The organism is Streptomyces sp. NBC_00569, from assembly GCF_036345255.1.
In the GTDB taxonomy this organism is placed as follows: Bacteria; Actinomycetota; Actinomycetes; order Streptomycetales; family Streptomycetaceae; genus Streptomyces.
Genome location: NZ_CP107783.1, coordinates 6498609 through 6512457 on the forward strand (window position 1 = coordinate 6498609; position 13849 = coordinate 6512457).

A 13849-nucleotide genomic window follows, 5' to 3' on the forward strand; every position below is an offset into this window, starting at 1 on the left:
CCCCCACGGCGCGCATCCGTCACACCCCGGCGCCCACCCGTTCCTCGAGGGGCGCCCCGTTCCCCCGCCCCCCTGGAAGGCGACGCGCGAGCCATTCCGAGCGGCCCGCCGCCAGCGGGCCGAGGACCGCGAGCAGGAGCACATAGCCCGCGATGAACGGCGACAGCCGCTCGTCCAGGCCCGCGCCCGCGGCCATCGTGGCGAGGATCAGGGCGAACTCGCCCCGGGCGAGCAGCGTCGTGGAGATGTTCGCGGCGGGGCCGGGCCCGAACCCGTACACGCGCGCCGCGCCGAGTCCCGCGAGCACGTTCATCACCAGTGTCACCGCGACAGCGGCCAGCACCGGCCACAGCACCGTCGGCAGGTCGCCCGGGTCGATGGAGAGGCCGAACGCGAAGAAGAAGATCGCGCCGAACGCGTCCCGCAGGGGGTGCACGAGCTTGCGGATGCGCTCGCCCGAGGTGGTGGAGCCGAGCATGAGGCCGACCATGAACGCGCCGATCGCGTCCGCGACCCCGAACCACTCGGAGACCCCGGCGACGAACACGGCCGCGCCGAGGAAGGAGATGACGAGGAGCTCGTCGTCCTTGGTGTTGAAGAGATGGCCCACGATGCGGGTGCCGAAGCGCGCCGCGAGCGCGAGCAGCAGAAGGAAGCCGAAGGCCTTGCCACCGTCCATGACCGCCGACGCCAGGCTGTCCGCGCCGGACAGGATCGGCTGGAGCGCGGCCAGGTAGAGGGCCAGGAAGATGTCCTCGACGACGATGATCCCGAGGATCGGCCTGGTCTCCGGGTTGCCGAGGCGGCCGGTGTCGACCAGCACCTTCGTGACGATCGCCGACGAGGAGATGCCGAGGACCCCGGCGAGGACCAGAGCCTCGGAGGTGCCCCAGCCGAGGGCGAATCCGAAGCCGAGGCCCGCGCCGACGTTCAGCGCGAGGTACGTGCCCCCGGCGACGGCCATCTTCCGGCCGCCGGTCCTGAGGTCGTCCAGATGGAACTCGAGGCCCAGGTAGAAGAGCAGCAGGACCAGGCCGAGCGCGGAGAGCATCTCCAGGTCGTGCGGGTCGGCGACCAGCACGATGCCGGGCGTGTGGGGGCCGAGGAGGATCCCGGCCAGGATGAACAGGGGGATGGTGGGAAGTCCGATGCGTCCGCCGAGGCGGGCGAGGACGGCGGCGGCGAGAAAGGCGCCGCCCATGGCTATCAGGGTGTCTGCATGTCCGATGGGTCCGTTCCTTCCGTTCTTGGCTCGGTCAAAGGGATGGCTCAGGTCAAGAGATGGTCAAGAACGCGTCAATAGTTAGCTTACCAAACCATTTTCGGGGCGCGGGGTGGGGTTCTCCCCACCCCCGTTTCGCCAGCGGTCCTCATGGTCGGGAAGGCCCCCTAATCCGTACGTTCGAGACATCGAATCCGGCATGTACGAGAGGGCGACCATGGGCCTGCGCAAGAAGCGGCACGACGAGGCACCGCGGGACGACAGGTGGGCCGTCGAACTGCGCGGAGTCCGCCGTCAGTACGGCCGCGGCGGCGGCGCGGTGCACGCCCTGCGCGGCATCGACCTCGCCCTGCCCCGCGGCAGCTTCACCGCCGTCATGGGCCCCTCCGGCTCCGGCAAGTCCACGTTCCTCCAGTGCGCGGCCGGCCTGGACCGCCCCACCGACGGCACCGTCCACCTCGGCGGCACCCTCATCACCGGCATGAGCGAGAACAGGCTCACCGCCCTGCGCCGCACCCGCCTCGGCTTCGTCTTCCAGGCCTTCAACCTGCTGCCCTCGCTCACCGTCGAGCAGAACGTCGTCCTGCCCATGCGCCTCGCGGGACACCGCCCCGACCGGCGCCGCGCCGCCGAGGTCCTCGCCCAGGTCGGCCTCGGCGACAAGGGCAAGCGGCGTCCGGGCCAGCTCTCCGGCGGCCAGCAGCAGCGCGTCGCCATCGCCCGCGCCCTGATCACCCGCCCCGACGTCGTCTTCGCCGACGAGCCCACCGGGGCCCTCGACACGACAACGGCCGCCGACATCCTGGGACTTCTGCGCACGGCCGTCGACGGCATGGGCGCCACCGTCGTCATGGTCACGCACGACCCGGCCGCCGCGGCCTACGCCGACCGCGTCCTGTTCCTCGCCGACGGCCGGTTCGTCGACCAGCTGCAGGGCGCGTCCGCGCGGACGATCGCCGCCCGCATGGCGACCCTGGCGGCCCCCGCCTCCGCGGGAGTGGCCGCCTGATGGTCCCCAACGGCCTCGCCCGCGCCGCCGTCCGCTTCAAGCCCGCGGCCTTCGCCGGCACCTTCGTCGCCCTGATGATGGCCGCGATGATCGTCTCGGCCTGCGGCATCCTCCTGGAGACCGGCGTACGCGCCAGTGTCCCGCCCGAGCTCCCCCAAGCTCTCGGCTTCGCCCGAGCAGGGGGGACCCCCATCTCGGGCGCCCCGTAGGCGCCGCCGCCGACCAGCGCGCCCACTTCGGCACCGGCTCCGGCGAGGACCGCGAGGACGAATCCGTCCAGGTGCCCGACCGCGCCCTCCTCGACAACTCCCTGGTGGCGAAGGCCGCTTCGGCCCCCGGCGCGCGCACCGCCGTCGCCGACCTGACCTTCCCCGTGCAGCGGGACAGGAATCCGCTCACCGCCCACAACTGGGGCTCCACCGCATTCACCGGCGAGAAGCTCACCGCGGGCCGCGCCCCGCACCCCGGCGAAGCCGTCCTCGCCGGCACGGCCGCCTCCGTCGGCGACCACGTCACCCTCACCACCCCGGAGGGCACCCGCGCCTACCGCGTCTCCGGGACCACCGCCACACAGCCGCACCCCACCGCCTGGCTCGCCGACTCCGAAGCCGTACGCGTCTCGGGACAGCCCGGCCGCATCGACGCCATCGCCGTACTCCCCAAGTCCGGAGTCGCCGACGGAACCCTCAAGGCCCAGGTCGCCCACGCGCTCGGCGCCAGGGCGGACGTCCACACCGGCGACGACCGAGGCGCCGCCGAGGACGGCTCGCTCGCCGAGGCCAGGGAACTCCTCACCGGACTCGGCGGATCCTTCGGCGGGATCGCCGCCACCGTCGCCGCGTTCACCGCCGCCGGCACCGTCGCCCTCTCCGTCGGCCAGCGCGCCCGCGAGTTCGCCCTGCTGCGCGCCATCGGCACGACGCCCCGCCAGATCCGCCGCTCCATCGCCACCGAGACCCTCCTCGTCGCCCCGCTCGCGGGCGCCGCCGGCTGCCTGCCCGGCATCGCGCTCGCCCGCTGGTGGTTCGGCCGGCTCAAGGAGAAGGGCGCGATCCCGCCGCCCGTCGACCTCTCGGTCTCGTACATCCCGCTGCTCGCCGCCGTCGGCACCGCCCTGCTCACCGCGCTCGCCGCCGGTTACACGGCGGCCCGCCGCCCCTCGCGCATGAAGCCCGGCCAGGCCCTGTCCGAGGCGTCCACCGAGCGGTTGCGGGTGGGCTGGATCCGCACGCCGCTGGGTGTCGCGGCGGCCGTCGGCGGCGCCGTCTGCGCCGGGCTCGCCGCCTCCGCCACCGGCGAGGACGCGGCCAACGCGGCGCTCGGCGTCGTCATGCTGTTCATGCTCGCGGTCGCCCTGCTCGGCCCTCTCGTGGCCCGCGCCTGCGCCGCCCTGTTCGGGCTTCCGCTGCGCACGGCGGGCGCCTCCGCGAACCTCGCCGCGGCCAACTCCCGTACGAACGCGCGCCGTCTGGCCTCGGCGATCACGCCGATCGTCCTCGCCATGGCGTTCTCCTCGGTCCTCGTCTTCATGCACACGAGTGAGGACCGGGTCGCGAGCGACCAGCAGAAGGCCGGCATCACCGCCGACCACATCGTCACCGGGGACGCGGGCCTCGCCCCCGACGCCGTACGGCAGGCGGCACAGACCTCCGGCGTGACCTCGGCCGTCGGCCTCCTCAAGACGTCCGTCCTCGTCCCGGCCGGATCCGGCGGTGACCGCCGGCTGGAGCCGGCGTCCGCCCAGGGCGTCACCGGCACGGCACGCGACCTCGCCCACGTCCAGAACCTCGACGTACAGGACGGCGCCCTCACTCTGCACCCCGGACAGATCGCCCTCGACGCCAACCTCGCCAGGACCGCCCATGTCTCCGTCGGCGACCGACTGGAGATCCGCCTGCCCGACGGCACCAAAACGGCCCCCGAGGTCGCGGCGACCTACGGCAGGGGCCTCGGGCTCTCCCAGGTGACGCTGCCCGGGGCCGACCTGGCCGGCCACGTCACCGCGTCCTTCGGCACGGAGCTGTGGACGAAGGGCGGCACACCGCACTCCCTGGCCCCGCTCGGGACGGTCCTGGACCGCGGCGACCACACCACGGCCCGGTCCCTCGACCGTGAGCTCAACGCCTGGGCGAACACGGTCATGGCCGCGGTCCTGGGCGGATTTGCCGCCGTCGCCGCCGTCAACACCCTCGTCATGACGGTCCTCGACCGGCGCCGCGAACTCGGCACGCTCCGGCTGATCGGCTCCACCCACCGCCAGGTCATGCGCATGATCCGCTGGGAGACGCTCCTGGTCGCCCTCGCAGGCATCGGGCTCGGCACGGGCATCGCCGTCGCCACCCTGGTGCCGATGATGAACGGCCTGACAGGGCGGTCCCCGTACATCCCGCCGCTCGTGTACGGCTCCTTCGCCGGGTCCGTCCTGGTCCTCGGCCCGGCCGCCACCGCGCTCCCGGCCCGGGCGGCCCTGCGCAGGCCCGTAGGGTCGGCCGCATGCTGACCCTCGCCGAGGTGGAGGCCCTGGCACGCAGGGCCCACGCCACCCAGACGGACAAGGCCGGACGCCCCTACGCGGAACACCTGGAGGCGGTCGCCGAAGGTGTACGCGCCCGGGGCGGCGACGACGAGCAGATCGCGGCGGCCTGGCTGCACGACGCGATCGAGGACGACGCGCTCTCACCGCAGTGGCTGGCCGCGGCGGACCTCACGGACCGCACGAAGGCCGTCGTCCTCGCCCTCACCAAGCGCTCCGGAGAGCCTCAAGAGGCCTACGCGCAACGAATTCTGGCCACTCCGGGCGCGCTGCTGGTGAAGGAGTCGGACCTGGCCCACAACGCGGACCCCGCCCGTCTGGCGGCCCTGGACACAGCGACGAGGGAGCGCCTGACAAGCAAGTACGCGGGGATGAGATCGCTACTGGGCATCAACGAGCCGTAGGCGAGCCGTCCCCGCACGGCGGGGGCGGGGACCCGGGCGACAAGCCCGACACGCCCCCGCCCGGCAACCGGCGACGGCACCCTCAGGCGCGGACCCGCCCACGATCCCGCGCCACCTCGGCCGCGTCCTTCTTGAACGCCCACTCCATCTTCGGCTCCATCGCGAACCGGAACATCCGCTGGACCGGGGGAGTGCACAGGACCGTGATCAGGGAGGCCGCGACGACCGTCACGAACACCTCGCCCAGCGGCTTGTGCAGCCAGGCGTAGTCGTCGAACCAGCCCCAGAACCGCGAGCCCTTCGCGATGAAGCCGTGCAGCAGGTAGCCGTACAGCGTCCCCGCGCCCAGCACGGTGAACCACATCTTCCGCCGCGGCACCCAGGCGAAGAAGCACGCGGTGAGGACGACCGAGCAGCCGAAGAGCGCGAACGTCATCACGGCACCGGCCCACCACGGCGCGCCCAGCTCCTGCGCGCTGTCGCGGTGGTAGAACCACGCCGACGTCATCCGCGGAGCGGCCCAGTAGGCCAGCACCAGGGCCGCCGCGAAGATCGGCACGGACAGGATCCGCACCTCACGCCGGCGCACCAGCTGGAAGTGCTCGGGCTTCAGGAACAGGCCGACCACGAAGAAGGGGAGGAACTGCAGTACGCGCTGGAGATCGAGGTCGTCGCCGATGTCGGGGGAGACGGAGGCGAGTACGGCGATGGCGACGGCGAGCGGCACCGGCCAGCGGACGATCTTCCACAGCGGGGTGGTGAGCCGCCACACGAACAGGGCGACCAGGAACCAGGTCAGATACCAGGGGTCGAGCAGGCTGAACGGCTGGGTCGGATCGTTGTCCGCCCAGCGCTTGAAGAAGGTGTACGCGACCTCGAAGATCACGTACGGCACCGCGACCCCGGTGATGAGGCGCCGGAGCCGGTCGGGCCGCATGTCGAAGCTGCGGGAGAAGTAACCGGAGATCACGATGAACGCCGGCATGTGGAACGTGTAGACGGTCATGTAGAGCGCCTCGGCGACGCGGCTGTGATCCGTCAGCGGTTCCCAGGAGTGGCCCATCGCGACCAGCACGATGGCCAGGTACTTGGCGTTGTCGAAGAACGCGTCCCGCTGTTTCGCGGGCTTGGCGGCCGGTGTGGGGGGAGCGGCTGCCGTATTCGGTGGCTGATGGGCGGGGGCCGTCTGTGCCGCAGGGAGCGGGGCTCGGGTGGGGGCAGCGCGGAACATCTGAGGCACCTTAGCGGCGCCCGCGGTATTTCGTAAAACCCTCACGTCAAATCCTCCTTACCGCGCGTGTGCCCCCGATTCGGAGAAGTCTGCATACCGATGGCGAAGTTTTCGCAGGTCTTCCGGAAGGACTTCGGGAGGCATCCATATGAGTCCGTTATGACCACTCTCATCCTGATTAAATAGTGCATATCGGCCGGACTCGACCACTCTGGATGTGGCCCCCGCGACAATTCGAATTCGCTGCGAACAACACGCGCGTGACCTGCGTGCCCGCGATGTGGACATGCTGTGTGTGCATGGAAACGATCAGGCCGAATTACCGGCCGCGGGAACCCACGGAATTGCCCGGGGAACAGGCGCTGATCATGTGCCCCATGGGTGCGCGGCCGGCGCGCCGCCGCACGGGGGTGGCCGACGATGCGTCACCCGCCGCATACGGGGGCCGTGTTGGTGGCACGATGGTTCTGGCGGGGGTGTGCGGGGTCGTACCCCCCGGGCCGGGAGTGCGGACCGACCTAGGGTGTGATCAGTGTGGCCATTTCGCTGTCAGTCGTACTGCTGTTGGCGATCATTCTCGTGGTGCTGATCCGGGGAGGGTCGATCAAGGCCGGGCCTGCCGTCGTGGCGGTCCTGTTCGGGTTCTTCCTGGCCTCGACCGGAATGGCCGACGACATCCAGAGATTCCTGAACTCGATAGCGGACACGATCAACTCGATCCAGTTCTGACCGCTCGGGAGACTGTCCGGCCCAGGATGTGAAAAACCCCGGGCCCGGTTCGTGAGAACCGGGCCCGGGGCCACAAGAGCGGGCGACGGGAATCGAACCCGCGTAGCTAGTTTGGAAGACTAGGGCTCTACCATTGAGCTACGCCCGCACAGCTCGCGCCGCAGGTCGGTGACCGCGGCAACGGGAAGCATCGTAGCGGGTCGGAGCCCCTCGTCGCACACCGCATTCACTCGGTTCGTAATGCGGCAGCCGCACCGGCCGCGTGCATGTACCCTACGTGTCGCACCGACGGGGTGTGGCGCAGCTTGGTAGCGCGTCCGCTTTGGGAGCGGAAGGCCGTGGGTTCAAATCCCGCCACCCCGACCAGCGTCGCAACAGCAGCGTCTCAAGCGGTAGACGCCTCCTCAAGATCGCGTTGTGGGTCGGCTCCGGCTTGCCGTTACTATGCAAGCTGCGTGCCCGTGTGTCTCTTAACCGGGCAGGAACCCAGAAGTCAGCCCCCAAGGAGACCGAACCGTGAAGAGCGCCGTGGAGACCCTGAACCCGACCCGGGTTCGGCTCAGCATCGAGGTGCCCTTCGAGGAGCTCAAGGACAGCCTCGACGCGGCGTACAAGAAGATCAACCAGCAGGTCACGGTGAAGGGCTTCCGCAAGGGCAAGATCCCTGCCCGCGTCATCGACCAGCGGTTCGGCCGCGGTGCTGTGCTTGAGGAGGCCGTCAACGACGCGCTTCCGAAGTTCTACACCGAAGCGGTCAACGAGGCCGAGCTCAACGTGCTGGGCCAGCCCGAGGTCGACATCACGGAGCTGAAGGACGGCGAGACGCTGAACTTCACCGCCGAGGTCGACATCCGTCCCGAGATCGAGATTCCGGACTACTCCGGCATCGAGGTCGAGGTCGACGCCATCGAGGTCAGCGACGAGGACGTGGACAAGTCGGTGGAGCAGCTCCGCGAGCGCTTCGCCTCCACCTCCCCGGTCGAGCGTGCCGCCGAGGACGGCGACGTCGTCACGATCGACCTCGAGGCCAAGGTCGACGGCGAGGTGCTCGAGGACGGCGTTGCGTCCGGCGTCTCGTACACGATCGGCTCCGGCGAGCTCCTCGAGGGCATCGACGAGGCCGTGAAGGGCCTGGAGGCCGGTGGCGAGGCCACCTTCACCTCCGAGCTCAAGGGCGGCTCCGCCGAGGGCAAGGAGGCCGAGGTCACCGTCAAGGTCACCCAGGTCGCCGCTCGTGAACTGCCGGGCCTGGACGACGAGTTCGCCCAGCTCGCCTCCGAGTTCGACACCCTCGACGAGCTGAAGGCCGACAGCCGCAAGCGCCTCGAGAACATGAAGCAGTACGACCAGGCCACGCAGGCCCAGGAGCGCGTCCTGGAGAAGCTGCTCGAGCTGGTCGAGGTCCCCGTTCCCGAGAAGCTGCTCGAGGACGAGGTCAAGACCCGCAAGCACAACCTCGAGCACCACCAGCTCGGCCAGATGGGCCTCGACCTCGAGAAGTACCTCGAGATCCAGGGCAAGACGGTCGAGGAGTTCGACGCCGAGACCGCCGAGCAGGCCGTCAAGGGCATCAAGACGCAGTTCGTCCTCGACGAGCTCGTCAACAAGGAGAAGCTGAACGTCAACCAGGAGGAGCTCACCGAGCACCTCATGCGGCGCGCGCAGTCCTCCGGCATGTCCCCCGACCAGTTCGCCCAGGCCGTCGTCGAAGGCGGCCAGGTCCCGATGCTGGTCGGCGAGGTCGCCCGCGGCAAGGCCCTCGCGGTCGTCGTCGAGGCCGCCACGGTCAAGGACACGAACGGCGAGATCGTCGACCTCGAGGACGACGAGGACGAGTCGGCCGCCGCCGGCGAGACCGTCGAGGCGGACGCCTCCGCCGAGGCCGAGGACAAGAACGAGGCCTGAGCCTCGGTCTGATCTCTTCTGCGTGACCGGGCCCCGGGACGACATCGTCCCGGGGCCCGGTCGTACCTGCGGGCGGGGTGCGACATGCGCTCACAGCGAACAGTTCCCCTTGCGGGATTCACCGAAGGGACCCGCGCGTTAGGGTCCATGAATACGAGGGCAGATGAGTCCCCGCAGCCGCCGCCGGAAGGCGGTGTGCAGGTGCGGGTCCCCAGCCCTCCGTACAAGACGCGAGACGGCGCGTTGCCGTCAGAGACGAGCAGGTGGATACGTGACGAATCTGATGCCCTCCGCCGCCGGTGAGCCGTCCCTCGGTGGTGGCCTCGGCGACCAGGTCTACAGCCGACTGCTCAACGACCGCATCATCTTCCTGGGCCAGCAGGTCGACGACGAGATCGCCAACAAGATCACTGCCCAGATGCTCCTCCTGGCCGCTGCCGACCAGGACAAGGACATCTACCTCTACATCAACAGCCCCGGCGGTTCGGTGACGGCCGGCATGGCGGTCTACGACACCATGCAGTACATCCAGAACGACGTCGTCACCATCGGCATGGGCATGGCCGCCTCCATGGGCCAGTTCCTGCTGACCGGCGGTACTCCGGGCAAGCGCTTCGCGCTTCCGAACACGGACATCCTGATGCACCAGGGCTCCGCCGGCATCGGCGGTACGGCTTCGGACGTCAAGATCCAGGCCGAGTACCTGCTGCGCACCAAGAAGCGCATGGCGGAGATCACCGCCCGGCACTCCGGGCAGACCGTCGAGACGATCATCCGTGACGGTGACCGCGACCGCTGGTACACCGCCGAAGAGGCCAAGGAGTACGGCCTCATCGACGAGATCATCAGTGCCGCTACGGGTGTTCCGGGCGGCGGCGGCACCGGGGCCTGAATCCCCGGTTACGCGGTCATCCAAGCCCACCTCACAAGGACGGAACACCGACCATGAACAACATCCCCGGCAGCGGTCTGTACACCGGCCCGCAGGTCGACAACCGCTACGTGATCCCGCGCTTCGTCGAGCGCACCTCGCAGGGCGTGCGTGAGTACGACCCGTACGCGAAGCTCTTCGAGGAGCGTGTGATCTTCCTCGGCGTGCAGATCGACGACGCGTCCGCCAACGACGTCATGGCGCAGCTCCTGTGCCTGGAGTCGATGGACCCGGACCGCGACATCTCCATCTACATCAACAGCCCCGGCGGCTCCTTCACGGCGCTCACGGCCATCTACGACACGATGCAGTTCGTGAAGCCGGACATCCAGACGGTCTGCATGGGCCAGGCGTCCTCCGCGGCCGCCGTGCTCCTCGCGGCCGGTACGCCGGGCAAGCGCATGGCGCTGCCGAACGCCCGCGTCCTGATCCACCAGCCCTCCGGCGGCACCGGCCGCGAGCAGCTCTCCGACCTGGAGATCGCCGCGAACGAGATCCTCCGGATGCGTGAGCAGCTCGAGGAGATGCTGGCCAAGCACTCCACGACGCCGATCGAGAAGATCCGCGACGACATCGAGCGCGACAAGATCCTGACGGCCGAGGACGCCCTGGCGTACGGCCTGATCGACCAGATCATCTCCACCCGGAAGATGAACAACACCGCGGCCGCGTGACGCAGCGCTGTATCGTCTGCCGCTCCTTGGCACGCTTCACGTCGAAGTGAACCGTGCCAAGGGGGGCCCGAACGGGGGGCCCGGCAAGGTACCGTCGGATACAGGCACCAGGAGTCGCTTACGCGAGCGTCTCCCAGGCGAAGGGGAAGCACCTCGTGGCACGCATCGGTGACGGCGGCGATCTGCTCAAGTGCTCGTTCTGCGGAAAGAGCCAGAAGCAGGTCAAGAAGCTCATCGCAGGCCCCGGTGTGTACATCTGCGACGAGTGCATCGACCTCTGCAACGAGATCATCGAGGAAGAGCTCGCGGAGACGAGCGAGGTCCGCTGGGAAGAACTTCCCAAGCCTCGCGAGATCTACGAGTTCCTCGAAGGCTATGTCGTCGGCCAGGAGGCCGCGAAGAAAGCCCTCTCGGTCGCTGTGTACAACCATTACAAGCGGGTCCAGGCCGGTGAGAACGGCGGAGCCCAGGGACGCGACGACGCGATCGAGCTGTCGAAGTCCAACATCCTGCTCCTGGGCCCCACGGGCTCGGGCAAGACACTCCTGGCCCAGACCCTGGCCCGCATGCTGAACGTTCCGTTCGCCATCGCCGACGCGACGGCGCTCACGGAGGCCGGCTATGTGGGCGAGGACGTCGAGAACATCCTCCTGAAGCTGATCCAGGCGGCCGACTACGACGTCAAGAAGGCCGAGACCGGGATCATCTACATCGACGAGATCGACAAGGTCGCCCGCAAGAGCGAGAACCCGTCGATCACGCGCGATGTGTCCGGTGAGGGCGTCCAGCAGGCTCTGCTCAAGATCCTTGAGGGGACCACGGCTTCCGTCCCGCCCCAGGGCGGCCGCAAGCACCCCCATCAGGAGTTCATCCAGATCGACACGACGAACGTGCTGTTCATCGTGGGCGGCGCGTTCGCCGGACTGGAGAAGATCATCGAGTCGCGGGCGGGTGCCAAGGGCATCGGCTTCGGCGCGACGATCCACTCCAAGCGCGAGCTGGAGGAGAAGGACCAGTTCCAGGAGGTCATGCCGGAGGACCTGGTGAAGTTCGGGATGATCCCCGAGTTCATCGGCCGTCTCCCCGTCATCACCTCGGTCCACAACCTGGACCGCGAGGCGCTCCTCCAGATTCTCCTGGAGCCGCGCAACGCCCTGGTGAAGCAGTACCAGCGCCTCTTCGAACTCGACGGCGTGGAGCTGGACTTCGAGCGCGAGGCCCTGGAGGCCATCGCCGACCAGGCCATCCTGCGCCGCACCGGCGCGCGCGGCCTGCGCGCGATCATGGAGGAAGTCCTCCAGTCCGTGATGTACGAGGTCCCCTCCCGCAAGGACGTGGCCCGCGTCGTCATCACGGCAGAGGCCGTCCACTCGAACGTGAACCCGACGCTGATCCCCCGCGACGCCCGCGGCTCGGGCAGCGGAGAGCAGAAGTCCGCCTAGGCGGGACAGCACGACATGCTTGAGGGGCGCCGGGCGAGCTGATCGCCGGGCGCCCCTCAGGTGTCCGTGGCCTGGCGCCGGCAGTTACCAGATGGGGTTGGCCATCTTGCTGCTGACGCAGGAAGCCAGCAGGTCGCTGCCCTCGAACACGCCGCCCTGGACCGCGGCGGCCTTGATGCCCTGGGTGTCGGAAGCGGTCGACTTCCAGAAGTCCTGGCCGTTGTCACCGCCGTAGTAGTGGTGCCACGACCAGTACTTGACGTCTCCGTCGGCCTGCCAGGTGATGAGTCGGACGCCTACGTTGTGACCGTCGGCGTAGGTGTCACGGGCAAGCAGAACGACCGGGTCCAGCTTGTACTTCGTGGCCCAGTCGCCCTCGATGTGGGCGTACGCGGTCTGCGTGGGCGCCCCGCCCTTCAGCTGAACGACAGGGCACCAGTTGTTGTACTCCGACGCTGCCGCGGGACCGGCCGCCAGGGGAACGGCGAGGACTGCCAGGGCTCCGGCTGCCAGCGTGACGGCGAATCTTCTTCGCACTCTCTGCCTCCTGTGGGGGAAGTGAAGTCAGGAGCATGCCACGCGGAAGATCTTGTTCCGGGGCAATTCGGGAGGCTGTGAGCGCGGTCACGTCGCAGGGTGAGAGCGGGGAGGGGACGTTGGGTGCGGGGCGGGAGCCGATGCTCGAACGGCCCCGCACTCAACGGGTGTTACGTGTTACTCGGCGACGCGGACTTCCTTGCGCAGGTCGGCGGTGACCTTTGCGGAGTCGTCGAGACTCATGCCCTTGCCGCCTGCGGCCGGGACGCCCATGCCGATCGTGCTGTAGTCCGCCCACAGGCACATGTACTGGGTGTCGATCTGCTTGGTCGCGATGTTCTTCGCCTGCGCCTGCTGGCACTTCATCACCGCGCCGTCGAGGCCGTCCGGCTCGACCGACTGCGGGTCGCCCTTGAAGGTCATCGTGGGCGTCGACTTCTTCGCCTGGTCCTTCTTCATCCCGGCGAACGTGGCGTCGATCGCCGCCTCCGGGTCCTTCACCTTGCCGTAGATGCCCATGAAGGAGACCGCCTTCGAGGTGGCGACAGCTGCCGCCGACGGCTGCGACCCGGGGGTGAGGTCGAGCGTCGAGTAGATGGCGCTGACGGCCTTCGCGTTCGTGACCCCGCTCTCCGCGAGGACCTTGGCGTCGCCCGAGGTCGCGTCCTGCGGGCCCTTGTCCTCGCTCACCCGCTTGTAGTCGCCCATCACCGTCGCCGGCGTAGTCAACTTGTGCGGGCCGTCGTCCGCCACGGACGAGCCGCCACCGCCGAACATGAAGTACGCGCCCACGCCGAGCGCCGCGACCATGGCCACCGCGCCGATGATCAGGCCCGTCTTCTTCTTGCCGCCCTGGGGAGGGCCGGGAGGCGGGGGGACCTGGCCGTAGGGGGCCTGGGGGTGCTGCCCGTAGGGGCCGGGCTGCTGGGGCTGGCTGTAGCCACCCGGCTGGCCGTACTGGGGCTGCTGGGGCGGCACGCCCTGCGGCGCCTGCTGCGGGTAGCCGTAGCCGGGCTGGGGTGCGGCCGGGGGCTGCTGCCCGTAGGGGCCCGGCTGCGGCTGGCCGTAGGGTCCGGGCTGCTGAGGCTGCTGCCCGCCGTACGGGCCCGGCTGGTTGTAGCTCATTTCTGGGGTTCCCTCCCGATGCTTATGCGTTCCGAACATCCTGGCGGAAGGTGGCCATGTGTGGGGAACCCAGGGGCGGATCGGTGCCATGTTGTTGAAAGGTTGTG

Annotated in this window: 11 protein-coding genes, 2 tRNA genes and 1 pseudogene; 9 read left to right on the plus strand and 5 right to left on the minus strand. The window is 69.3% G+C overall.

What is annotated here, in order from left to right; translation table 11 throughout:
- Positions 1-19: 19 nt before the first annotated feature.
- Positions 20-1201: a cation:proton antiporter gene (locus tag OHO83_RS29245; RefSeq protein ID WP_266670520.1), complete on the minus strand. Its 1182-nt coding sequence runs from the start codon at positions 1199-1201 to the stop codon at positions 20-22.
- A 238-nt stretch (positions 1202-1439) separates the two neighbouring features.
- Between OHO83_RS29245 and OHO83_RS29250 the strand changes: the two genes are divergently transcribed.
- From OHO83_RS29250 to OHO83_RS29260, 3 genes and pseudogenes are all read left to right on the plus strand, one after another.
- Complete coding sequence (locus tag OHO83_RS29250; protein WP_330280807.1) at positions 1440-2231, plus strand: ABC transporter ATP-binding protein; 792 nt, start codon at positions 1440-1442, stop codon at positions 2229-2231.
- A pseudogene (locus tag OHO83_RS29255) lies at positions 2231-4731 on the plus strand (ABC transporter permease). The gene OHO83_RS29250 and the pseudogene OHO83_RS29255 overlap by 1 nt, the downstream one beginning before the upstream one ends.
- A complete protein-coding gene (locus OHO83_RS29260) occupies positions 4725-5168 on the plus strand; it encodes an HD domain-containing protein (protein ID WP_266670518.1) in 444 nt (147 codons plus the stop codon). Before OHO83_RS29255 ends, OHO83_RS29260 begins: the two are co-directional and overlap by 7 nt.
- Before the next feature lie 82 nt (positions 5169-5250).
- Here the strand turns inward: OHO83_RS29260 and OHO83_RS29265 are convergent, their stop codons facing one another.
- Positions 5251-6399: an acyltransferase family protein gene (locus OHO83_RS29265; protein ID WP_266670516.1), complete on the minus strand. Its 1149-nt coding sequence runs from the start codon at positions 6397-6399 to the stop codon at positions 5251-5253.
- A gap of 534 nt (positions 6400-6933) precedes the next feature.
- Between OHO83_RS29265 and OHO83_RS29270 the strand changes: the two genes are divergently transcribed.
- Positions 6934-7128, plus strand: a complete 195-nt coding sequence (locus OHO83_RS29270) for a hypothetical protein (protein WP_100594330.1) — start codon at positions 6934-6936, stop codon at positions 7126-7128.
- Between the two features lie 77 nt (positions 7129-7205).
- Here OHO83_RS29270 and OHO83_RS29275 read toward each other — a convergent pair.
- A tRNA-Gly gene (locus OHO83_RS29275) sits at positions 7206-7276 on the minus strand.
- 141 nt (positions 7277-7417) lie between these two features.
- Here OHO83_RS29275 and OHO83_RS29280 point away from each other — a divergent pair.
- From OHO83_RS29280 to clpX, 5 genes are all read left to right on the plus strand, one after another.
- A tRNA-Pro gene (locus OHO83_RS29280) sits at positions 7418-7494 on the plus strand.
- A 150-nt stretch (positions 7495-7644) separates the two neighbouring features.
- Positions 7645-9033, plus strand: coding sequence for a trigger factor (tig, locus tag OHO83_RS29285; RefSeq protein WP_266670514.1), 1389 nt, complete (start codon positions 7645-7647; stop codon positions 9031-9033).
- Between the two features lie 283 nt (positions 9034-9316).
- On the plus strand, positions 9317-9925 hold the full coding sequence (locus tag OHO83_RS29290) for an ATP-dependent Clp protease proteolytic subunit (RefSeq protein ID WP_116513663.1): 609 nt from the start codon (positions 9317-9319) through the stop codon (positions 9923-9925).
- A gap of 53 nt (positions 9926-9978) precedes the next feature.
- Complete coding sequence (locus OHO83_RS29295) at positions 9979-10638, plus strand: ATP-dependent Clp protease proteolytic subunit (protein ID WP_266670511.1); 660 nt, start codon at positions 9979-9981, stop codon at positions 10636-10638.
- Positions 10639-10793: 155 nt separating this feature from the next.
- Complete coding sequence (gene clpX / locus OHO83_RS29300) at positions 10794-12080, plus strand: ATP-dependent Clp protease ATP-binding subunit ClpX (RefSeq protein ID WP_266564255.1); 1287 nt, start codon at positions 10794-10796, stop codon at positions 12078-12080.
- Between the two features lie 84 nt (positions 12081-12164).
- Here clpX and OHO83_RS29305 read toward each other — a convergent pair whose 3' ends face one another.
- Positions 12165-12617 carry a hypothetical protein gene (locus OHO83_RS29305; protein ID WP_266670508.1) on the minus strand — a complete coding sequence of 151 codons (453 nt, stop codon included), beginning with the start codon at positions 12615-12617 and terminating at the stop codon, positions 12165-12167.
- 177 nt (positions 12618-12794) lie between these two features.
- Positions 12795-13742: a hypothetical protein gene (locus tag OHO83_RS29310; RefSeq protein WP_330279965.1), complete on the minus strand. Its 948-nt coding sequence runs from the start codon at positions 13740-13742 to the stop codon at positions 12795-12797.
- Positions 13743-13849: the final 107 nt, after the last annotated feature.